The organism is Aquimarina sp. RZ0 (assembly GCF_008370685.1).
Lineage (GTDB): Bacteria > Bacteroidota > Bacteroidia > Flavobacteriales > Flavobacteriaceae > Aquimarina.
In genome coordinates this window covers 73,418-97,276 of record NZ_VTZU01000012.1, presented here as the reverse complement: position 1 = coordinate 97,276, position 23,859 = coordinate 73,418, and the positions used below count along the sequence as shown (strand labels likewise).

The following is a 23,859-nucleotide window of genomic DNA, read 5'->3' as shown; positions in this document are numbered from 1 at the left end:
GATTTTTAAAATGCAAAAGTAATTATTATATACGACAACCTGAAAGTCTTTCGGAATTTTGAAGTTGGATAAAAAGTAAGTACTTTTACATATTATAAAACCTACAATATGAAAAATATAATAATGATTTTATTTGTTAGTTTCCTGGGAGCTACCCTAAATGCTCAGGATGCTAAAGCGAAAATTGAATTTAAAACAGAGGTCGTCGATTACGGAGAAATTGCCAAAGGTAGTGATGGAGTTCGTACATTCGAATTCACCAATACAGGAGATGCTCCTTTAGTCATCTCTAAAGTATATTCTAGTTGCGGATGTACAATCCCTAAAAAACCGGAAGACCCAATTGCTCCAGGAGCAACTGGTGTTATTGAGGTTAAGTATGACACAAAAAGAGTCGGACCTATCCGTAAAACTATAACAGTATACTCTAACGCTGAAGAAGCTACAAAAGCTATTAAAATAAAAGGTACTGTATTAGACGACACAAAAAGTATTCTTGAAAAAAAGAATTAAAAAAAAGTCTTAGTACAAGAAAGGTTTCGGTTTTTGATCGAAACCTTTTTTTATATCACTTTTTTTAGATAAAAAATATATTTTATTTCTATCCCTAATCTCATTATTTTCATTTTTATTTTCTTTCCCTCATCCGAATAAAACAAGTCATTAAGTTCAGAGAGTTTATACTTCTGAGCCTTACGCCCATTTATCTCCAAAACCTCATCTCCTCTTTTCAGACCTGCCATAGCTGCCGGAGAATCAGGTCTTACATCTGTTATTTCAAATCTAGGTTGCACTGTATATATAAAACCACTAGCGTTTGCACTATACACACTATTAGAGATTTTTCCATCATGTTCTGACACAAAATCCAGAGAAGGTCGATTTGTTCCTTTTCTAATATCATAGTCTTTTAATATCCTTATCCCGCTATGCTGGATAGTCAGACCACTCATATTGTAAAAAAAAGGTTTCGAAAAAAAAAGGTTCTTTTTAAACGAAATCCTACTATTAGGGTAATCAATTATCAGGTTGAATCTTCTTAGAATACCACCTCCGATAGAACCTTGACGTTTTTTTATGGGAATTCCTTGTATATACATGGAATCAGGAAATGCTGCCGTAACTTCTTTTAGTTTAAAATCTCCTATCTGAAGCCCTTTAATCTTAGTTTTTTTTCCAAAAATCTCACCATTAAACCCTTTCCCTAAGAAAGCTTCAAAAGAATCCTTAGGAACACGTATATTCATACTATCACTCTCAAACAACCATAAAGCAGAACTGGAACCAGAATCTAATAAGAGATTGATATCTAATACATCATTTTCTGTATGATACTTAGCTTTTACTATAGGCCTTTTTCTTCCGTTTTCTAAATCTAAATCTGTACGATAACACTTTTTACAATTCTTATAAGAATAGAATCTGGGATCAAATATTTTGATTGTTTCTCTAGTATAATTGATATCCAAAATAAATTTTCTAAAAAAATCATACCCAATGATACCGTGAATAGGGAAACCCATCTGAGGGGAAAAATTTATAGATTTGTCAAAAATCATAAACACAGTATGATCTGCACTAATAGCATCTCCTATTTTTAGGGTATTACCAAATGACTTTACAGCTTCTACAGATTCATCATTCCCCAAACCTCTAAGATATATTTTGGATGCATTATTTAACTCTAAAGATTTTCGGTTATCGATACTAAAAAGAATGGTAGATCCCACACCTGTATCCATTATAAAAGAAAGGCTAACTCCGTTAAGCTCTACCGGAATGATAATAAGATTATTAGCTAATTGAAAATTGATTTTGCTATTCTTAACCCTTAAAGGAAGTTCGAACCCTTCTTGCCCGATTAAGGTGAAAGAAACCAACAAAAATAGAATTAAAGTTTTTCTTTTGAGAAAATGATAAAAATTCAAGTACAAAACCTCCTTTTCGCTAAATATAGAAAAATAGTTAAAAATTCATTACAATAATTAACTTAAATTCTAAATAATTTAAGAAATTTACCGCTATTTTACTTATTTTAAATAATCTAAGAATGCCTGTAGTATCAAGTAAAGGTAAAGCAATGCCCGAATCACCAATTCGTAAGTTAGCTCCTTTTGCAGAAAAAGCCGTAAAAGATGGAAAACATATTTTCCACCTTAATATTGGACAACCCGATATAAAAACGCCTATTGAAGCCCTAAATGCCGTAAGAAATCATAAACTAGAAGTTCTTGCCTACAGCCATTCTGCAGGTTTTGAAAGTTTTAGAATAAAATTAGCTGCATACTACGCTAAGCATGATATTACGATCTCTTCTGATGATATTTTAGTTACTACAGGAGGAAGTGAAGCTTTAATATTTACAATGGGTAGTATTACTGATCCCGGAGATGAAATTATCGTACCAGAACCTTTTTATGCTAATTATTATAGTTTTTCTACACAATCTAACGTTAAGGTAGTTCCTGTGATTTCTACAATTGATGATGGTTTTGCGCTTCCGCCAATCAAAGATTTTGAAAAACTTATTACTCCTAAGACAAAAGCCATTCTTATATGTAATCCTGGAAACCCAACAGGATATTTATATAGTAAAGAAGAGATACAGCAATTATCAGAATTAGCTATTAAATATGATTTATTTTTAATCTCTGATGAGGTCTATAGGGAATTTGTATATGACAATTCTGAACATTATTCCATATTACAGGAAAGAGCCCTGAATGATCACGCTATTGTTGTAGATTCTGTCTCAAAAAGATATAGTATGTGTGGTGCTAGAATTGGCTGTATTGTTAGCAAAAACAAAAGTGTTATGGAAACTGCAATGAAATTTGCACAAGCAAGATTAAGCCCTCCTACTTTTGCTCAAATTGCCAGTGAAGCAGCTCTGGAGGCTCCCGATACCTACTATATAGAAACGGTTGCAAAATATAAAGAAAGAAGAGATACATTAGTTGAGGGGTTAAGACAAATTCCGGGAGTAAAAGTTGCTACCCCACAAGGAGCTTTTTACTGTATTGCAGAATTACCTATCTCAAATGCTGATCATTTTGCCAAATGGCTTTTAGATGAGTTTCATGTTGACAGACAAACGGTAATGGTTGCCCCGGCTTCTGGATTTTACTCAAGCCCTAATGAAGGGATAAATCAAGTGAGAATAGCTTATGTTTTAAACAGGAGAGATCTAAAAAAAGCTGTTCACATTCTAAAACTTGCTTTAGAAAAATATAAAGAACAAGAAGCGATAGTTTCAGTCCAAAGTGATGTAATTTTATAACCATAAAGAACTTGTCTCTCTCAAGGATTATTCATATTAAATTTTAAACATTTGAAAATAGAGTATAATAAATCTCTTAAAAAATACAATACATTTGGTATTGATGCAGTAGCTTCTGAGTTTCTAACAATTACCTCAGAAAGAGAACTTATAGACGTACTTTCTATTAGGCCAAAAAAAAACATCTTTGTCATTAGTGGTGGCAGCAATATGCTACTCACTAGAAATGTAGATGCTTTGGTTTTGCATATTGCTATCAAAGGGATCTCTATTAAAAAACTATCAGAAGATTTTGTTTTAGTTTCGGCTTGTGCTGGTGAAAACTGGCATGATTTTGTGCAATTTTGCATTAAAAATAATCATGGCGGACTGGAAAACCTGTCTTTAATACCAGGATATGTCGGCAGTGCTCCAATCCAAAACATAGGAGCATATGGAGCAGAGCTCAAAGATAATTTTGTGAGCTGCGAAGCAATTCACATACAAACTGGTGAAAAACACACTTTCCTGAATGATGACTGTAATTTTGAATATCGCAATTCGGTTTTCAAAAGTAAACTCAAAGGTGAATATATTATCACAAAAGTTGCTTTTAGATTAACAACAAAAACACATACGCTAAATACTAGTTACGGAGCTATAGAAAATGCTCTGATGCAAAACAATATCACGCACCCTACTATCAAAGATGTATCAGAAGCAGTGATCAAAATTCGAAAAAGCAAACTTCCCGACCCTTTAGAGATAGGTAATAGTGGTAGTTTTTTCAAAAATCCTGTCATATCGACAACAGACTTTTCCAAATTGCAAGAAACATATCCTAACGCCCCTTTTTATCAAATAGACAGGGATAACACTAAAGTTCCGGCAGGCTGGCTTATAGAACAATGTGGGTTTAAAGGAAAAAGGTGGGGAGATGCTGGTGTTCATGTCAAGCAGGCACTGGTGCTCGTAAATTATGGAGAAGCTACCGGACAAGAATTACTAAAACTTTCTAAAAAAATACAGAACAGTGTCTTTCAAAAATTCAATATTAATCTAGAAACTGAAGTTAATATTATCTAGATTTTTCAAGACAATCAATCACCTATAAAAATTAATCCAATTTATTTAATTTTTAAAGATTACTTTTTGTTAAAATCATACCACAGATGTTGAAAAACAGGAATTTTGGTTTTCGTTAGCATACTAAAAAAATTAAATAAACAACTGTTTATCAACAAAATACAATACACACAATAAAGATTCGTAAGTCATTACCGCTTTCTAATTTATAAATCACATCAATTCTGGCTATTTTTCTTTGTATCTTTGCAATTGAATTTTGATATTTTAATCATGAAATTATTATTACTTACAATCACTCTTCTATTATTGGCATTTGCTGGTATTGCTATAAAATTATGGGCTAAAAAAGATGGGAAGTTTGCAGGCACATGTGCAAGTCAAAGCCCTTTTCTTAATAAAGAAGGTGAATCTTGCTCTCTCTGCGGAAAAACTCCTGATCAGTATTCTAATTGTAATGAAAGCGAACACACTAATTAGTTTATTCTATAATTAGAATTGATAAAAGTAACTCCTTGGAAAAAGAACCTTCTGATCTTTCGGAACACATAAAAAAAGCAAAAGAAGGTAAACAAGCTTCATTTAATTTTCTTTTACATACATTCTGGAATGATGTATACAACTTTCAGCTAAAAAGAACAAGAGACGAGTATGACTCTGAAGATATCACCATTCAAAGCTTTTCCAGAGCATTTGACAAAATAGATACCTTTAAAGAAGAATATAACTTCAAAACCTGGTTAATTCAGATTTCCAAAAACATACATATTGACTTACTGCGTAAAAGAAATGCGTCTATAAGATCCAAAACCACGACAGAAGTCGATGATGCTGTTTATAAAATAGCCGATGACACACCTACACCAGAAGATCAATTGATTACAGAGCAAAACCTTGCTCAACTATTACGTTACATAAAACAATTAAAACCTAATTATCAAAAAGTAATTAATCTAAGGTATTTTCAGGAATTGAGTTATAGAGAGATTTCTGAAGTATTAGATGAACCGATGAATAATGTAAAGATAAAATTACTACGCGCTCGTAAGCTTCTTGCAGAAATTATTACAAATAAAAAGGAAAAGTGATTCATTTTTCTGCTGAATCCTTTTTCCCTTATTACTTATTGCTGTACTGTATTATTTATCTAAGACTAAAAGATGAAATTACTTTTATAACACCGTGTAGTGGATTTATCCATTTATCATTTATTTTTTTATCGTATTTGATAAATTTTTGAACCAATCCTTTAGGTGCAGATATCTCCTTTTCGATTCCTGTGATGTTAATAAATCTTTGATTACTCATTAACCATTTTTCTACTCTTTTTCTGTTTTTTTCGAGTTGTTTTTTTTCTTGTGACATTTTTTTGGTTTTTTTAACTTTTTTTTAATTAATAAAAAATGGGGTTAAGCTAATTTTAACCATGATTTAAAGCGTTTATGCTCAAAATTATGTATTCCAAAAATATAAAAAGAAATCGTATTTACAACTGTTTAACCTTATTTTTTATATGGTTTAACCACAAAGTAGGTCAAAAAAGATAACAGAAAAATTCCGCCAGCATTTCTCACAAAGCGTCATTACTAGGTTTTCGGCTTTTCACTTCACTTTTAGATTTACAAAAAAAAAATACTCAAAACACTATTTTCTCACAATAAATTGATAAATCAAGGGTGAAAACCCTGATTTTTAATTGGAAATTACCCTGATTTTCGTCAGTTTATCAATTCTTTACCAAAAAAAAAACTTAAAAATAGGTGACATTATTGTACACCATTAAAATTTTAAATTTTAACAATCTTATCTTATTAGCATTATAAATTGTTTTCTTCATTAAAGAAAGGTGAACAACAACTGTACAATTCATTACCACATTTGAATTTTTTAATTCATATATGAAATTATTTTCTATTCCCTGAATGATATCATTATTAGTTCCTAAACCATTTACTATTTGACTGACTTATGTCTTAAAACTAATTATTTGTCTTCTTGTCCTCAACAGGAATACCAATTCTGGTTTTGAAATTACTCACATAAAATAAAGTCATTTTTTGTGTACTAAAAAAAGTAGAATTAAGACATAACCACAGCTACAGATTTTTTTATATTTTTGAGAACTACTCATTTTCTGCAATAACTAGAACTTTTTAAAGAACTAAGAATTAATCTAAGGTTTCTTCGTATTTTTGTAAAAATATTGCTAAGTATGAATAATGATGTTGCGGCTGTAGCCCCACCAAAGGGGAAACCAAAATGGCTACGAGTAAAACTACCTACAGGAAAAAAATATACTGAACTTAGAGGTTTAGTTGACAAATACAATTTACATACTATTTGCACTTCTGGTAGCTGTCCTAATATGGGCGAATGCTGGAGTGAGGGAACAGCTACTTTTATGATCCTGGGAAATATCTGCACCAGATCTTGCGGCTTCTGTGGCGTAAAAACAGGAAGACCTGAAACTGTAGATTGGGAAGAACCAGAAAAAGTCGCCCGTTCTATCAAAATTATGAATATCAAGCACGCAGTGGTTACCTCTGTAGATCGAGATGATTTAGCCGATGGTGGTTCTATTATTTGGGCAGAAACCATACAAGCTATTCGCAGAATGAACCCTGAAACTACCTTAGAAACATTAATCCCTGATTTTCAAGGAAAAACTAAGAATATAGATAGAATCATTACGGTAAAACCAGAAGTCGTTTCTCATAATATGGAAACCGTAAAAAGATTAACAAGAGAGGTACGTATTCAAGCCAAATATGAGCAAAGCCTTGAAGTACTTAAATATCTAAAAGATAACGGTATCTCGAGAACAAAAAGTGGTATAATGCTTGGTCTTGGTGAAAAAGAAGAAGAAGTCATTCAGGTTCTTAAAGATTTAAGATCTGTAAATCTTGATATTGTAACAATTGGACAGTATTTACAACCAAGTAAAAGACATTTACCTGTAAAAGAATTCATTACTCCTGATCAATTTAAAAAATATGAAGAAATTGGGTTAGAGATGGGGTTCAGACATGTAGAAAGCGGAGCCTTAGTCCGCTCTTCTTATAAAGCTCAAAAGCATTTAACATAAATACAAGTAAAATTCAATCAAAAAATTTAATGAATACACCTATAAGAGTTGCCATTAATGGTTTTGGAAGAATAGGTCGTAATCTTTTTAGACTACTAATTAATCATCAAGATATAGAAGTAGTCGCAATAAATGATCTTTCGGATACAAGAACATTAAGTCATCTTCTCAAATATGATAGTATCCACGGCGTACTTACACACGATATATCATATTCTGAAGAGCATATTATCATTAATAATAAATCAATTCCTCTTTCTAGTCAAGAAAAGCCTGAGAATTGTAACTGGAAGAACTATGCTGTTGATATTGTAGTAGAAGCTACCGGAAAATTTAGAACCAAATCTGCTGTTCAAAAACATATTGATGCAGGAGCAAAAAAGGTGTTACTTTCTGCTCCTCCTATAGAAGATTCCATTAAAACTATTGTACTTGGTGTAAACGATCATATTCTGGATGGCTCAGAACGCATTATCTCTAATGCCTCCTGTACCACTAATAATGCTGCACCAATGATCAAAATAATTAAAGAATTATGCGGCATTGAACAGGCATATATCACTACCATTCATAGTTATACCACAGATCAAAGCCTGCACGATCAGCCACATAAAGACCTCAGAAGAGCAAGAGCTGCTAGTCAATCTATAGTTCCCACTACTACCGGAGCTGCAAAGGCATTGACAAAAATTTTTCCAGAACTTAGTGATGTCATTGGTGGATGTGGTATCAGAGTACCTGTTCCAGACGGATCACTTACGGATATTACTTTTAATGTAAAAAGAGAAACTTCTATTGAAGAAATTAATGAAGCTTTTAAAAAAGCATCAGAAACCTATCTAAAAGGTATTCTGGATTATACAGAAGACCCGATAGTATCTGTAGATATACTAGGGAATCCTAATTCATGCCTATTTGATTCCTTAATGACTTCTGTGATCGGAAAAATGGTAAAAATCATCGGTTGGTATGATAATGAAATAGGATATAGCAATAGAATAATTGATTTAATTATCAACATTTATAAGAAATAACTATATTAGTTGAGTTATTTCGAGGAAAATGCCAACCCAAATCAAAAATTTTATAATTTTATTATTGCTTAGCTGCAACTTTACACTATTTCCCCAAACTGGAGAGATGAATGAGAGTAGTAAAGTAAAGGACTCTATTGAAGTCTATCTTACCATGGCTTCCCAAGCAATTAATACGGCTCAGCTAGAGAGTGCGCTCTATCATATTACGCTGGCAAGGGAATTGGCATTAAAAGATCATAACAAAACTTACAGGGCAAAAACAAATCGAGTTCTTGCGGAGCTATATCTGGAATTAGGTGACCTAAAAAGTGCAGAAGAACAAATAGCAAGTGCAATAAAAATTCAAAAAGAAGAAAATGATGAAGTAGCACTCGCATATTCTTATACTATTTGTGGCGCAATCAACACAAAATTTAAAAATTTCGGAACCGCAAAAAAACATCTGGAACAAGCACAATCGCTAATTCAAAAAAATAATCTGAAAAATCTACAAGGACCACTAAAACTAAATCTTGGTTTATTAGCACTGGCAATCGATGAACCAGAAACGGCCATCAAACATTTTAACAGTGGACTTCCTAATATAAATTCACTCGAGCAATTTTATTATAAGGCAAAACTATATACCAATAAAGCAAGAGCACAAATGATATTGGGCTTGTTAGACGAAGCTATAGAAACTAATGAACTGGCGATACAAATAGGTAAAGAGATGGGGTATTTTGAAATCCAATCAGAAAGTTATCAATTAAACAGCGAGATTTATCAGGCAAAAGGAGCGTTTGAGACCTCACTATCCAATTTAAGGTTTCATCAGCAATTTAAAGACTCTTTGTTTAACATCAATAAGGAAATAATTGCGCAAGATGCACGAGCCAAATTAAATCTTGAGGAGAGTGATATTATTATTGAAGAGTTAACAAATCAGACCAATCAACAGCAAAAATCACTCAAACTTGGTCGCCTAACGACTATCTTAAGTATTGCTCTAATCACTATTTTATCACTTCTTACATTATCCTTATATAAAAATAATAACCTAAGAGCCAGAGCAAATGAATTATTACAGAATAAAAACTCAGAACTTATATTAGCCAAAGAAAATGCAGAACGTGCCAGCGAAGCCAAAGTTCAATTTTTATCCACAATAACACACGAACTAAGAACTCCGCTGTATGCTGTTACCGGATTAACTCATCTCTTACTAGAAGAAAGCCCTACACCTAACCAAAAAGAACATCTTAATTCTCTCAAGTTCTCTGGAGAGTATTTACTTTCTTTAATTAATAATATCTTGGACCTAAACAAACTCGAAGCCAATAAAGTAGAAATAGAAAACACTTCTTTTAATCTTCAAAAAAGAATTAATGATGTTTTAATTGCACTAGGCAAATCCGCAAAAGACAGAAACAACAAGCTTCATTATGAGTTTGACAAATCTATACCTGGTAAGCTTAAAGGAGATCCTCTAAAAATATCCCAGATATTGATAAACCTAATAGGAAATTCCATAAAGTTTACGCAAAATGGAGATATCTGGATACACGTAAAGATGATTAATCATATTGATAACAAAGTCTTTTTGAATTTTGAAATAAAAGATAATGGAGTAGGTATCTCTGATAAAAAGCAACAAAGTATTTTCGAAAACTTTACACAAGGATCTGTTCAGATCAACAGAAAATTTGGTGGTACCGGATTGGGCTTATCAATTGTAAAAAACTTATTATCATTGATGGATAGCGAAATTAGACTAGAAAGCCGATTAGGTCACGGATCCAGATTTCATTTTGACCTTACATTTGAAGTTTTTAAAGACTCATCTACAAATTACCGCGAAGAAGCAAAAAAAATTGACTACAGTGTAATGGTCAATAAGCGTGTATTAGTGGTAGAAGACAATAAGATTAACCAGTTAATCACCAGAAAGATTTTAGAAAAAAACAAAATGATATGCGATGTAGCTGATAATGGAGACATTGCCATCAATAAAACCAAAGATGGCGAATTTGACCTAATTCTTATGGATATTCATATGCCGGGAATTAGTGGTATCGAGGCTACCAAGCAAATCAGAGAATTCAATATTAAGATACCTATTGTAGCATTGACCGCAGTGACACTGGACGATAATCTGGATGAGTTTTATAATAACGGATTCAATGATATCATCCCCAAACCTTATAAAACAGAAGAGTTTTTCACAAAGCTTCACAAAGCATTCACTACACCAAAAACTACTTCATAGCACCTTTTTCCTCCTAATAAATACATTTAATTAAAAAAAACAGTGTTTTTCTGATTAGAAAAGAAGAAGATTAAAGTACAACCCTACTACCCTACTGCTTCTTTTAATTGTAATACGATTTGTGATTAAAAAATTCGTATAAATTCATTGAATTATTTTTTCTTTATGCAAAGCAAAAAAATCAAGCATAGCTATAGCTACGGTTTATTTTTTTAAACGAAGTAAAAAGGAAAAAGAAACGATGAATATGCGAAATTTTTAGTTATAAAACGTATAAAATATAACTAGAAGAACTAATTTGAAAGGAAGGAGTTAAATTAAAAATAATACAATGGAGATACAAAAGACAATAGTAAGTATTCGGTAAACCACATATTGTTTGGCTTCTTATTAGGTTTTAGTTTTGTGCTATGCAAAAAGAAGAAACAAAAAGAAAACAAGAGATGGGTACTATCCTAAGAAAATGGAAGAAGAGTACGTCAAGTATAAGAGACTATAGTGAAAAACAAGGCATCACTTACGGAATCATGAAATATTGGCATAGGAAGTATCGAGCTGATTACCCAGATTCTTAAAAAAAAATGTATCCAATAAAGAGACAGCATTCACATTAAACAGGCTAACTTTACCCATCTGTTTTCTGGAGATAACTCTTGGTCAAAGGGATGCTCGAAACCCGCTAATGTTAATTGATTGGATGCCGTATATTTGATCATAAGTGCAAGGCATTTGAACTGAAGATAAAAAATCTAATGCACTTATACAGACTTTTTGGAAAAGAAAAAAACTTCAATATACTATAAACAAAACACTTGAAACGCTTTTTTTAGAAAATCAGCAAGCCCTATTTTAGAAAATATAAAAACAAAATATAATCTTTGACTTAGTGTTAGTTCGAAATTTAGAGATTTTCTGCTTCCGCATTACGCATAGCTATACGTTATGCGATTAATCAATGATAGAAAAAGAAATAATTTGGAATTCCTGAACACGATTGGTTACAAACAAAAAATATTTTATTACTTCGCTTTTTTGAGATTCTCTAATATTCTAGCGTCAAAGTCTGCCTTACCTTCTATAAATTTCACTTCTATTGGTTGATACCATAATTTATCAGAAGATAAATTTGGGGATAATCGCACATAATCTTTTTCGGTGGTAATAATTAAATCATGTTTGTTTATATCACTAAGTTCTTTGGTTGTAAAATTATGATGATCAGGATACCTAACATGCTTAAAATCCAACCCTATTGATGTATAATAATCTATCAGTGGTTTTGGATTTGCTATTCCGGTAACTAATACAAAAAAAACATCTTTCAGAGAATCCAGAGATCGATTTGCCGAGGTATTAAAAATTTCATTCCCATAATTAATTGTAGAAAAGAACAATATCTGATTAGACTTTATACGCAATTTTTGTGCGACTCTAACCCGATCTTCTTGCGTAATATCTCCAGGGCATTTGGTCACTACAACAATATTTGCTCGATCCGCACCTTTTCTAGGCTCTCTCAAATTACCAGTTGGCAGGAGAATATCATCACAATACAGGTCATCGTAAGGCGTAAGCAAGATATAAAAACTTGCTTTTACTTTTCGGTGCTGATAAGCATCATCCAATAAAATAAGTGAAGGTTTGGGTCTTAAATTCATTAGATTAGCAATACCATTCCTCCTATCTCCATCTACCCCCACAACAATATCACAAAATTTAGTTTTAAACTGTAAAGGCTCATCACCAACATCTTTTACCAAAGAATTAATAGTGACCAATTGAAAACCGTTAGTTTCTCGCTTATAACCTCTACTCAATGTTGCCAAATGCACCTTATCCCTAAGTAATCGAATGAGATATTCAACCATCGGTGATTTTCCAGTCCCCCCAACACTTAGATTACCTACAGCAATAACAGGTACCTCATAAGTCATTGATTTCTTTATATCAAGATCATAAAGTTTATTCCTTAACCAAGTTACCATATAATATACAGGAACAATGGGCAAAAGTATTTTTCTTAGTAAATTCAAAACCACTTCACGTACGATTGTAATCAGTCAACTTTTTTTTGTATCCAAATTCATTCATAATTCCTTTTGACAAATGTATAAAACGAAACTTTGATTATTGCTAAAAGTTTTTTTACATTCCCTTTCTATTTTAAAACATACCACAGATGCAAATTAAAGAGGTTATATCTCACCTTGAAACTCTGGCTCCAATAGCATATGCCGAAGATTTTGATAACGTAGGATTATTAGTTGGCGATAAAAACACAGCGATTACAGGAATATTGGTAACATTAGATACCCTGGAAATTATAGTAGATGAGGCAATCGAAAAAAATTGCAATTTCATCATAAGCTTCCATCCTATTGTATTTAAAGGAATCAAAAAATTTAATGGCAATAATTATGTAGAACGTGTTGTGATGAAAGCCATCAAACACGATATTGCAATTTATGCCATTCATACAGCACTGGATAATACTTTACAAGGTGTAAATGACATGATCTGTGAGCAATTAGGTCTGATAAATCGTAAAATTCTTATACCGCAAAGCGGAAACATAAAAAAGCTTGTGACTTTTGCACCTACTGCAGAAGCTGAATTATTAAGGGCTAAACTATTTGAAGCCGGTGGTGGTACAATTGGAAACTATGATAATTGTAGTTTTTCTTCTAAAGGAACAGGAACTTTTAGGGCATTAAAAAATGCAAACCCATCCATTGGTGACGTCGGTAAAACGCAGTACGAAAAGGAAACTCAAATCCAAATAACATATCCAAAACATAATGAGCGTGTAATCATAAAGGCATTGTTTGAGAATCACTCCTACGAAGAAGTCGCTTATGAAATCACTACCTTAGAAAACAAAAATCAACACATTGGAATGGGTATGGTGGGTGATTTACCGGATCAAATGGACGAATCAGAATTCTTAAAACATATAAAAAACGTATTCAAAACGGGATGTGTAAGACATTCTTCAACACTCGGAAAACCGATAAAAAAAGTAGCGGTATTGGGAGGTAGCGGTAGTTTTGCAATTAAAAATGCACTCCATGCAAAAGCTGATATTTTTATTACTTCGGATCTAAAATACCATCAATTTTATGAAGCTGAAGGACGTATTATTCTTGCAGATGTTGGTCATTATGAAAGCGAGCAATACACAAAAAACTTAATTGTTAGTTATCTTAGAAAAAAAATCAGTAATTTTGCAATCGTTTTATCGGATAAAAATACCAATCCCATACAATACACATAAAATATGGCAAAGAAAGAAGTTACTGTTGAGCAAAAATTAAGAGCACTGTATGATTTGCAATTAATTGACTCTAGAGTTGATGAGATCAGAAATGTACGTGGAGAACTCCCTTTAGAAGTTGAAGATCTTGAAGATGAAGTAGCTGGATTAAACAAAAGATTAGATAAATTAAACAATGATCTTGAGACTATCGACGAAAGCATAAAGAGTAAAAAAAATCTAATCGAAGAAGCTAAAGTACTGATCAAAAAATACGGAGAGCAACAAAAAAATGTAAGAAACAATCGTGAGTACAACTCTCTTAGTAAAGAGATGGAGTTTCAGGAATTAGAAATTCAGCTATCAGAAAAACATATCAAAGAGTTTAAAGTTCAAATCATTCAAAAGAATGACATCATTGATCAAACCAAAACACGTCTTAACGAAAGAAATGAGCATCTTGCTCACAAAAAAGGAGAACTAGACGCTATACTTGCAGAGACCGAAAAAGAAGAACAGGCATTACTAGCAAAATCAGAAGATTACAAAAAAGAAATTGAAGAGAGACTCGTTCTTGCCTATAAGAGAATTAGAGAAAATGTTAAGAATGGCTTAGCAGTAGTTGCTATTGAGCGTGGAGCTTCTGGAGGCTCTTTCTTTACTATCCCACCACAAGTACAAATGGAAATCGCTTCTCGTAAAAAGATTATTACAGATGAACACAGTGGTCGTATTTTAGTAGATGAATTATTAGCCCAAGAACAAAAACAAAAAATGGAAACACTTTTTTCTAAATTATAAAAAATCTGTTTTTTTTGATACATATACTTGCCTCAGTCTATACTGAGGCTTTTTTTATTTAAATACTTAACTTTTAAACTACTTATTACATAAATTACCCTTTAAAAAAAATACTTAACCCCATCTCACCTGATAAAATTCAATTCTTATGGATACTATTTTAATTATTGGCAGTGTTTGGCCCGAACCTAATTCATCTGCTGCGGGAGTAAGAATGCTCCAATTAATTAATATATTCTTAGCTCAAAACTGGAAAATAACCTTTGCTAGCTCGGCAAAAGATAGCAACCATATGACTGACCTGGAATCACTGGGGATTAACAAAGTTAATATAACACTTAACGATTCCTCCTTTGATGATTTTATCACCAAACTACAACCAAACACTGTTCTATTTGATCGTTTTATGATAGAGGAACAATTTGGATGGAGAGTATCCAAACATCAGCCCAATGCTTTAAAAATACTCAACACAGAAGATCTTCACTGCATAAGAAAAGTTCGTCAGCAAGCTTTTAAAGAAAAAAAAGAGTTTACTATTACAGCCTTAAAAAGTAATGATATCACAAAAAGAGAAATTGCAAGCATCTATCGATGCGACATTTCTTTAATCATTTCTGATTACGAAATAAATATTCTGGAACAGCATTTTGGTATTAAAAAAAAATCTCTTTTTTACATCCCCTTTCTATTTGATCCTATCACAACAAAAACAAAAAACAACTGGTTAGACTACAAGGAAAGAAATCATTTTATTACCATCGGTAACTTCAGACATGAACCTAATTGGGATAGTGTATTATACTTACAACATATACTCTGGCCTTTGATAAAAAAACAACTGCCAGAAGCTGAACTTCATATCTATGGAGCCTACCCTCCACCAAAAGCAACCCAGCTACATAACACAAAACAAGGTTTCCTGGTAAAAGGCTGGACAAAAGACGCAATGCACGTAATGAAAAAAGCAAAAGTATGCCTCGCTCCTTTGCGTTTTGGCGCAGGGATAAAGGGTAAATTAGCAGAAGCTATGCTCTGTGGAACACCAACTGTCACGACATCTATTGGCGCAGAAGGAATGACTAATAAGCCATCAGACTGGAACGGTTTTATCAAAAACAATGATATTGAGTTTGCAAATGCATCGGTCCAATTATATAATAAACAAAATATTTGGCAAGAAGCACAACAGCGTGGGACTGAAATTATTAATACCCGATTTAAAAAAGAAAAATACGAAAATCAACTTATCCAATGCATTATCGATTTACAAAGTAATCTCGAAGAACATAGATTTAAAAATTTTATTGGTGCCATGCTACAACATCACACCTTAAGGAGTACAGAATTTATGTCTCGCTGGATCGAAGAGAAAAACAAGTAATATAGATCAAATATTTAGCTCATTCTTTTTAGGGGTCCCGAATTCACTTCAACAATTGTCACTATAGTAAACAAAAAAAAGCCTCTCCAATTTCTGGAGAAGCTAATTATTTATTTTCTAAAAGACCTCTTAATTAAAGAGCCGCTACGTGCTTCGCTAATTTTGATTTTAAGTTAGCAGCTTTATTATCATGAATAATATTACGCTTAGCTAATTTATCAATCATAGACACCACAGAAGGAAACAGAGCTTCAGCTTCTTTCTTATCAGACTCACGTAATTTCTTGATAGCATTACGAGTAGTTTTATGCTGATACTTATTTCTAAGACGCTTAGTCTCACTATTTCTAATTCTCTTTAATGCTGACTTATGATTTGCCATCTTTTTTTTCGTTAAATTTTTTATTATAAAATTTGTAGCCCGTAGGGGAATCGAACCCCTCTTACCAGGATGAAAACCTGGCGTCCTAGCCGATAGACGAACGGGCCTTTTTTCCTCTAAAAGGATTGCAAATTTATAGCTTTCACAACAAACCTGCAATTATTTTTTTTATTTCGTAGCCCGTAGGGGAATCGAACCCCTCTTACCAGGATGAAAACCTGGCGTCCTAGCCGATAGACGAACGGGCCATAGTTGTTTGCCTAATTGCGGATGCAAAAATACAACTATTTTTTAATCGCGCAAGTGTTATTTTATTTTTTTCTAAAACTTAATATGCCTTAGCAAATAACACTCTTGTTTTAGAAGGTTTTCCGCTATAAACACAACTGCCATTTTCTTCTTTTTGATCAAAAGGAATGCAGCGTATAGTAGCCTTAGTTAATTCCTTTATCTTCTGTTCAGTTTCGATAGTACCATCCCAATGTGCAGAAATAAAACCTGCTTTAGTCTCAAGAACTTCTTTAAACTCTTCAAAGGAAGACACCTCTGTTGTATGCGCATCTCTATAGCTAGTTGCTTTTTTATGTAAACTATCCTGAATTTCGCTTAACAAAGACGCTACCGTATTCACAACTTCTTCTTTATTTACATATTGCTTGGTCAGTGTATCACGACGAGCAAGCTCTACAGTTCCTTTTTCAAGATCTTTAGGACCAATCGCAATTCTTAACGGAACTCCCTGTAATTCATACTGGGCAAATTTAGCTCCAGGTCTGTATGTATCGCGATTATCAAATTTTACCGAAATTCCTTTTGATTTCAACTCATCTACAAGCGTATTAACCACATTAGAAATCTGATCCAATTGTTCTTGCCCCTTATATATAGGCACTATAACCACCTGTATTGGTGCCAGACTAGGAGGTAATACCAAACCATTATCATCACTGTGTGTCATAATAAGCGCTCCCATTAATCTAGTTGAAACTCCCCAGGATGTAGCCCAAACATGATCTTGCTTTCCTTCTTTGGAAGTAAATTTCACATCAAACGCTTTTGCGAAATTCTGCCCTAAAAAATGTGACGTCCCTGCCTGCAAAGCCTTACCATCTTGCATCAATGCTTCTATACAATAAGTATCCTCTGCACCTGCAAAACGTTCACTTTCTGTCTTCCTTCCTTTAATTACAGGTATAGCCATAAAGTTTTCGACAAAATCAGCATATACATTATTCATTTGTTCCGTTTCTGCAATTGCCTCTGCTCTGGTTTCGTGGGCTGTATGCCCTTCTTGCCACAGAAATTCTGCTGTCCTTAGAAACAAACGTGTTCTCATTTCCCATCTTACCACATTTGCCCACTGATTTATAAGGATTGGCAAATCTCTATACGATTGAATCCAGCCTTTATAAGTATTCCATATAATAGCTTCTGAAGTAGGTCGAACAATCAACTCTTCTTCCAGCTTAGCATTAGGGTCAACTATTAATTTTGACGCATCATCAGGGTCTGTTTTCAATCGATAATGCGTCACTACCGCACACTCTTTCGCAAAGCCTTCTGCATTTTTTTCTTCAGCTTCAAACAGGCTTTTTGGCACAAAAAGAGGAAAATATGCGTTTTGATGACCCGTCTCCTTAAATTTTTTATCCAATTCTGCCTGCATTTTTTCCCAAATAGCATATCCATAGGGCTTGATAACCATGCATCCTCTTACAGCCGAATTCTCAGCTAAATCAGCCTTTACGACCAATTCATTATACCATTTTGAATAATCTTCACTACGTTTTGTTAAATTTTTGCTCATAAATTGCTATTTGGCACAAATGTTGTGACTTTGTTAAATAAAAAATAGTTAGCGCAAAACTAACTAAATTTGTATTGTTCAACAATAAAATAAGGAGATATGCGACTTAAAAATTATTTTCAAAAAATTGGGGCTGTTGGGGTTTTCTTTGCAGCTAGTCTACTTATGTTGACCTCTTGCGGTTCTTATGACTATGTATCTTATGATGATGGTATTTATGGTGATGCAGGAAGCCAAAGAGATTACAAACCAAAAACTACTACAACTCAGGAAAAGCCTAATTATTATTCTAATTACTTCTCAGAAAAATCTGCTCAGATTGATAATGCCTTAGAACAAGATGCCATTTTTACTGATATAGACTCTTATGCTAGTGAAAACTACAATTCTTCAGACACAACAGGAGTTGCTTTGGATTATAAAGCCGGACAACCCACCTGGGGAAGTGATTATGACGAAGTATCTGTAAATATTTATAATAATGGTTGGAACAATCCATACTGGGGCGGTGCTTTTGGTTGGGGTGGTCCCTGGAACTATGGCTGGGGAGGCTTCTATGGACCATATAACAGATTCGGTTATGGAGGCTTTGGCGGATTTAATGGAGGCTTCGGTTTTGGTGGATTTGGTTATGGCGGCTGGGGTATCGGTTTTGGCAATCCTTGGTATGGTGGATTTTATGGCGGATTCTATTGTCCTCCTTTTTACAGAAATAATCGTTATGTCGCGTACAACAGAGGATACAGAAATGGATATGCAAGCAACTACAGAGGTCGTAGTAGAAATGCAGTCTATAATACCAGATCAAGAAACAACCGCGCTTACAACAATAGAAGCACTTATAATAATAGAAGAAGAGTATCCGCAGACAATAGAAGAACACGAAACTCAGCAGCATATTCTAACAGGTCAAGATCTTCCAACAATAGATCTTATTCTGGTTCCAGATCAAATTCCAGTCGAAGTAACTCAAGATCCTATGGCAATACTAGGTCCAGCAGGAATAGCTCTGGCTCTAGAAATTATTCAGGCTCTTCCAGAAGCGGTCGAAGTTCTGCATCAAGAAGTAGAGGATATAGCAGAAGCAGTGGTTCTAGATCAAGAGGAGGTAGTAGATCTTCTTCCAGAGGAGGAAGACGAAGATAAAATTCATTTTAATTAAGAATATAAGCATAATATGAAAAAAATATTTTTGTTCATAGGTGTACTATCTATGTCTTTTTTAAACGCTCAGGACCTCACAGATGCCTTACGCTATTCACAACAAAGTATATTAGGCACGGCAAGATTTAGAGGAATGAGTGGAGCATTTGGCGCCCTTGGCGGAGACGCGTCGGCACTACAAATTAATCCAGCCGGATCTGCAGTTTTTTTAAACTCTTCTGGATCTGTAACATTGTCCAGTGCTAATGTCGAAAATGATGTTAACTATTCTAATAGCTTTCTTACAAGCTCTTCTAATAATTTTAACTTCAATCAATTAAGTGCCGTTTTTGTATATAATAACAGAAATGAGTCTTCTGTTTTTAATAAGCTTTCCTTAGGAGTCGCATATGACCAAACCGCTGATAATGCTGATGAATTTTCGGCTTTTGGAAGAAATAACAACTCTATAGATAGCTTTTTTAGAACAGAAGCACAGGGGATTCCCTTCTCCGTTATACAACCAGCCACTGGTAATGAAACCGTGCAAAGTGTATATCTTGATCTTGGAGAAAATGAAGGATTTAGTGCGCAACAAGCTTTTCTAGGGCTACAAGGAGGCATCATATCACCTAATGACCCTACTGATGATGATAACACTTCTTATTCATCAAATATAAGTCCTGGTTTTTTTGATCAAGACTATTTTTATCAGAGTACAGGGCTAAACGGTAAATTTACCGTAAATGGAGGTACTCAAATCAATAACAATTTTTATGTAGGTGTTAACCTTAATTCTCATTTTATAAACTTTGATAGAGTGACAGAGTTTGGAGAATTTAACAACAATGCGGGCAGTACCATAAATGAAGTAGTATTTACCAATCGATTATCAACTGTGGGAGCTGGTTTTTCCGCTCAGATCGGAGGAATTATTAAAGTATCTGATATGTTGCGTCTGGGAGCTTCGTTTGAATCTCCTACCTGGTATCACATAGAAGAAGAAAGTCTTCAACGATTAGAAACCAACGGAGAAAACGGAAGAATCGTATTAGACCCCAATGTTATTAATATCTTTCCAGAGTACCGACTACGCACACCAGCAAAAGCCACTGGTAGTATTGCCATATTATTTGGCAAAAGAGGATTGATTAGCTTGGATTATTCATACAAAGATTACACTACAACAGAATTTGATTCTGACGGAAGGGCAAATTTTTCTGAATTAAACAGAGCAATAGAAACCAACTTGCAAGCAGCATCAACCCTTAGATTGGGAGGTGAATTAAGAAACGGAAACTGGAGTTTTAGAGGAGGATATAGCTATGAAGAAAGCCCATATAAAAATGAACAGATTCTAGGTGAACGAACAGGAGTATCCTTTGGATTGGGTTATAATTTTGGTAAAATTAAATTCGATGTCGCTTACGATTATTCTGTACAAGAACGCAGTCAACAATTTTATACCAATTCTGGATTCACAAATGCGGTCTCTATTGATAGTTATCGCGATAATCTTACTTTCACTTTTGGACTTAATTTATAAAGAAGCATTTATTTAAACACATGGGATTGAGAATTCTCAATCCCATGTGTTTATGATTATTTACAACCCCCTCCCCTCTATCGTATTAACGAAAAGCTACCTGAAAATATGCTTTGAGTTGTATTTAAGTTTTTTGGTTCATTAAATTCTACTCTAAACCAATATTCTGAAGAAGGCAGAAGTTTGCCATTATAGGTTCCATCCCACCCTCGCTCTCCGGGTATTAATTGTTTTAATAATCTTCCGTTTCTATCAAAAATATAAATCAACGTTCTTATTTGATTTTCCATATTGATCAAATTCCAGGTATCATGCATGCCATCCCCATTGGGCGTAAAATATTTTTGAAAACCTATTAATCTAATCCGTTCTGATGTTGCTTCTGGCAAGCAACCTTTTTTATTTCTAACTAATATCTTGTAATCACCAGCTGAAACATTCGTAAATACGGGAGAATTCTGATATTCTAAAAAATTACTACTACTCATACTTTGTAATGCGTATTCTAAATCCGACAAATCCCCAATAGGAAGCTCGGGAATCGCCACAATCGTATACTCAGTAGTAGAAAAAGAAGGCTCGACCACTTCATAATCTACACCTACAAGTCCTAAAATAGGTTTTAAAGTTATTTTATATGGCTCAGAAGTTATTGGATTAATAGCATTACTACAATCAGTTCCACCTCCAGATGATGCGATTCTTGTTATTACCAAATTAAAAACTTGCTCTTGTAACAATTCATCAATAAAATAAATAGCATCTTCATTTCCGTCATTATCAGAATCTATATTATCTGGTGTCCAATCATACCTATATTCCTGCCCGTCAACAGCTCCTATATCCTCACCTATCATTGTAATACCCTGTACAATTCCATCGGCAAAAACGCAAACATCCACACTCCCGGAAAAAGCTTCATTATTTACTAATACTGGTAATGCTTCTACCTGTATATCAAAACTGGTTGAAGTGCTTCTCTCACACCCGCTATCGGGATCAATAATAACAGCTATTACAGTTTGCGGATTACTAATATTTGAATACGCACGAGTATCTGCAATAGGCAAATCATTTTCAAAATCTTGTAAACTTGCATAATAAATAACCTGAGATTCTGGTGAGTTATTGCTCCCAGATATAACTGTATTATTGGATGTTAAGTCAAAAAATGCAACATGCTGATTCTCTAACGATATTGCACATTGAACTAAATCAGGAACCTCTGTATTAGCCTCTGGGATTTGACCAATTTCAATATAGATACGTGCTATATTATCAATATTAAAACAAGCTGTCGGATTAGACGTTTGATTATTTTCTACTCTAACAAAAATAATATCTCCTGCAGCAACCTGGCTGCCGTTTGTAATTGGATTTTCATCATTTCTAGCATCTGTTTCAGAATTATGGAATGTAATGCTAAAATCATAGATGGATAATAACTCATCATTTGCTAACAAACCTACAGACTCCCCATTGGCATTTGTCAGACTACCCAATACGTCAGAAAACACAAAAGTCCCCTGATCTTGTGAGCCATCTGATATTTCGCAAATTGTATAGCTATAAGTAGAATTAGATAAATTTGGTGATGGATTTACTAACAAATTAAAACTCGTAGTCAAATAGCAACTATTCAGATTTACATTTTCTATTCTAGCAAAAACTTCACCTGCAATGGTTGTATAAACTTCTGATATTGAATTCTCCTTATTCTCTGCATCCAATTGACTGGTATAATATGTTACTACAAATTGATCTGGATCTTGAGTTCCTAAAATCAGAGATGTATTAGCTGTAAAATCAAATTCGGCAGTGTCTGAACTCAATTCACACAATGTGATATCCAATGGAGAATTCTCAACTACAGGTGGCGAATTAAATGTAATAACAACCTCATCAGTTTCTGTATTTCCTTCTATATCTTCTATCAGTATTTGGTAGCGACCAGAAACTGTCACAGTATATAAAGGATTAGTTTCACCAGCGATCGTATCAAAAAGCATAGTTTCTTCATTAAAAACAGACCATTCATATCTTATTGCACCATCTGAGGCACCATTTAAAGATACAGGTGTAAATCCACAAATATTTTGATTCGGTCCTAAAAAAGCATCCAGAATAGAACAATCCGTAGAACCAGAACCAACAGTCTGCTCAAAACTTATAAAACCGGGTTGCTGAGAGTAGTTTGTTATTAAAACTAAATAATATTCTCCAGAAACTGCATTCGGAATTGTCATAGTCTCTGTAAAATCAGAAAGAAAACTACAATCGACAATACTAGCGCTTGTCAATTCTGAAACACACGGAGTAACTGGATCATCAAAAGGACCATAGCAAATAAAATCGACATCCAGAGGCATTCCAGTACCATCAGCATTTGCTGTTTGCCTAATAGTAAATCCTAACAATCCATTTTCATCTATCTGTAAAAAATACCAAGCAGGAAAAGGCTGAGAAATGAGACATCCGTAATTAGGCCCCATCTCCGAACTTGTAGTGCAATCATTATTAACAAGATTACAATTAGGAAATAAAATCCCGGTACTACTACAAAAAGGATCCGCTCCAGTATCACCTATATTATCAGCACAAACTGAACCTTGCGCTATACCCAAATTCGCGCTCAAAAAGAAGCTCAACGGAACAAAAATCCATAGTATAGTTTTAATAATTTTAGGTTTTAAAATAACAATTTTTTTAACTTTCAGTCTTAAAAACACCTTATTCGGTCAAATTTTTGTACAAAAATCCCCACTAATTACTGCAATAAAAACTAAAAATAAAAACTACTCATCGCTTTTTTTAAAAAAACTACTATT

General features: G+C 33.6%; 19 protein-coding genes and 2 tRNA genes. 13 read left to right on the top strand and 8 right to left on the bottom strand.

The window, feature by feature from the left end:
- Positions 1–108 precede the first annotated feature (108 nt).
- Complete coding sequence (locus F0000_RS06765; RefSeq protein WP_149623954.1) at positions 109–513, top strand: DUF1573 domain-containing protein; 405 nt, start codon at positions 109–111, stop codon at positions 511–513.
- A gap of 50 nt (positions 514–563) precedes the next feature.
- Here F0000_RS06765 and F0000_RS06760 read toward each other — a convergent pair whose 3' ends face one another.
- On the bottom strand, positions 564–1,883 hold the full coding sequence (locus F0000_RS06760) for a pepsin/retropepsin-like aspartic protease family protein (protein ID WP_149623953.1): 1,320 nt from the start codon (positions 1,881–1,883) through the stop codon (positions 564–566).
- Between the two features lie 167 nt (positions 1,884–2,050).
- On the opposite strand from F0000_RS06760, the gene F0000_RS06755 reads away from it, so the two are divergent.
- The 4 genes from F0000_RS06755 (at position 2,051) to F0000_RS06740 (ending at position 5,433) form a co-directional block, all read left to right on the top strand.
- Complete coding sequence (locus tag F0000_RS06755; RefSeq protein WP_149623952.1) at positions 2,051–3,280, top strand: pyridoxal phosphate-dependent aminotransferase; 1,230 nt, start codon at positions 2,051–2,053, stop codon at positions 3,278–3,280.
- Between the two features lie 51 nt (positions 3,281–3,331).
- Positions 3,332–4,345, top strand: coding sequence for a UDP-N-acetylmuramate dehydrogenase (murB, locus tag F0000_RS06750; RefSeq protein WP_149623951.1), 1,014 nt, complete (start codon positions 3,332–3,334; stop codon positions 4,343–4,345).
- A gap of 273 nt (positions 4,346–4,618) precedes the next feature.
- Entirely contained in the window at positions 4,619–4,825 is a 207-nt protein-coding gene (locus F0000_RS06745; protein ID WP_149623950.1) for a membrane or secreted protein, read from the top strand.
- 35 nt (positions 4,826–4,860) lie between these two features.
- Positions 4,861–5,433, top strand: coding sequence for an RNA polymerase sigma factor (locus tag F0000_RS06740; RefSeq protein ID WP_149623949.1), 573 nt, complete (start codon positions 4,861–4,863; stop codon positions 5,431–5,433).
- Positions 5,434–5,488: 55 nt separating this feature from the next.
- Here F0000_RS06740 and F0000_RS06735 read toward each other — a convergent pair whose 3' ends face one another.
- Positions 5,489–5,710 carry a hypothetical protein gene (locus F0000_RS06735; protein WP_149623948.1) on the bottom strand — a complete coding sequence of 74 codons (222 nt, stop codon included), beginning with the start codon at positions 5,708–5,710 and terminating at the stop codon, positions 5,489–5,491.
- An 847-nt stretch (positions 5,711–6,557) separates the two neighbouring features.
- On the opposite strand from F0000_RS06735, the gene lipA reads away from it, so the two are divergent.
- From lipA to F0000_RS06720, 3 genes are all read left to right on the top strand, one after another.
- Positions 6,558–7,430, top strand: a complete 873-nt coding sequence (lipA, locus tag F0000_RS06730; RefSeq protein WP_149623947.1) for a lipoyl synthase — start codon at positions 6,558–6,560, stop codon at positions 7,428–7,430.
- A gap of 29 nt (positions 7,431–7,459) precedes the next feature.
- Positions 7,460–8,464 carry a type I glyceraldehyde-3-phosphate dehydrogenase gene (gap, locus tag F0000_RS06725; RefSeq protein ID WP_149623946.1) on the top strand — a complete coding sequence of 335 codons (1,005 nt, stop codon included), beginning with the start codon at positions 7,460–7,462 and terminating at the stop codon, positions 8,462–8,464.
- A gap of 106 nt (positions 8,465–8,570) precedes the next feature.
- Positions 8,571–10,715, top strand: a complete 2,145-nt coding sequence (locus F0000_RS06720; RefSeq protein ID WP_149623945.1) for a response regulator — start codon at positions 8,571–8,573, stop codon at positions 10,713–10,715.
- A gap of 1,019 nt (positions 10,716–11,734) precedes the next feature.
- On the opposite strand, the gene lpxK is transcribed toward F0000_RS06720, so the two are convergent.
- Positions 11,735–12,748 (bottom strand): tetraacyldisaccharide 4'-kinase, encoded by a 1,014-nt coding sequence (gene lpxK, locus F0000_RS06715; protein WP_149623944.1) that lies wholly within the window; start codon positions 12,746–12,748, stop codon positions 11,735–11,737.
- Positions 12,749–12,894: 146 nt separating this feature from the next.
- On the opposite strand from lpxK, the gene F0000_RS06710 reads away from it, so the two are divergent.
- The 3 genes from F0000_RS06710 to F0000_RS06700 all read left to right on the top strand — a co-directional run bounded on the left by F0000_RS06710 (position 12,895) and on the right by F0000_RS06700 (position 16,153).
- A complete protein-coding gene (locus tag F0000_RS06710; protein ID WP_149623943.1) occupies positions 12,895–13,989 on the top strand; it encodes a Nif3-like dinuclear metal center hexameric protein in 1,095 nt (364 codons plus the stop codon).
- A 3-nt stretch (positions 13,990–13,992) separates the two neighbouring features.
- Positions 13,993–14,769, top strand: a complete 777-nt coding sequence (locus F0000_RS06705) for a zinc ribbon domain-containing protein (RefSeq protein ID WP_149623942.1) — start codon at positions 13,993–13,995, stop codon at positions 14,767–14,769.
- Between the two features lie 148 nt (positions 14,770–14,917).
- A complete protein-coding gene (locus tag F0000_RS06700) occupies positions 14,918–16,153 on the top strand; it encodes a glycosyltransferase (protein ID WP_149623941.1) in 1,236 nt (411 codons plus the stop codon).
- 133 nt (positions 16,154–16,286) lie between these two features.
- Here F0000_RS06700 and rpsT read toward each other — a convergent pair whose 3' ends face one another.
- From rpsT to proS, 4 genes are all read right to left on the bottom strand, one after another.
- Positions 16,287–16,535, bottom strand: coding sequence for a 30S ribosomal protein S20 (rpsT, locus tag F0000_RS06695; protein ID WP_149623940.1), 249 nt, complete (start codon positions 16,533–16,535; stop codon positions 16,287–16,289).
- 35 nt (positions 16,536–16,570) lie between these two features.
- Positions 16,571–16,642: transfer RNA gene (locus F0000_RS06690), tRNA-Glu, on the bottom strand.
- Positions 16,643–16,711: 69 nt separating this feature from the next.
- Positions 16,712–16,783 (bottom strand) — tRNA-Glu (locus F0000_RS06685).
- 80 nt (positions 16,784–16,863) lie between these two features.
- Positions 16,864–18,342, bottom strand: a complete 1,479-nt coding sequence (proS, locus tag F0000_RS06680; protein ID WP_149623939.1) for a proline--tRNA ligase — start codon at positions 18,340–18,342, stop codon at positions 16,864–16,866.
- A gap of 99 nt (positions 18,343–18,441) precedes the next feature.
- On the opposite strand from proS, the gene F0000_RS06675 reads away from it, so the two are divergent.
- Both F0000_RS06675 and F0000_RS06670 read left to right on the top strand, forming a co-directional pair.
- The gene (locus F0000_RS06675) at positions 18,442–19,488 is read left to right on the top strand and encodes a hypothetical protein (RefSeq protein ID WP_149623938.1); all 1,047 of its coding nucleotides are present in this window, start codon (positions 18,442–18,444) and stop codon (positions 19,486–19,488) included.
- 31 nt (positions 19,489–19,519) lie between these two features.
- Positions 19,520–21,031, top strand: coding sequence for an OmpP1/FadL family transporter (locus F0000_RS06670; RefSeq protein WP_149623937.1), 1,512 nt, complete (start codon positions 19,520–19,522; stop codon positions 21,029–21,031).
- Between the two features lie 77 nt (positions 21,032–21,108).
- Here F0000_RS06670 and F0000_RS06665 read toward each other — a convergent pair whose 3' ends face one another.
- The gene (locus tag F0000_RS06665; protein ID WP_149623936.1) at positions 21,109–23,667 is read right to left on the bottom strand and encodes a T9SS type B sorting domain-containing protein; all 2,559 of its coding nucleotides are present in this window, start codon (positions 23,665–23,667) and stop codon (positions 21,109–21,111) included.
- Positions 23,668–23,859 lie beyond the last annotated feature (192 nt).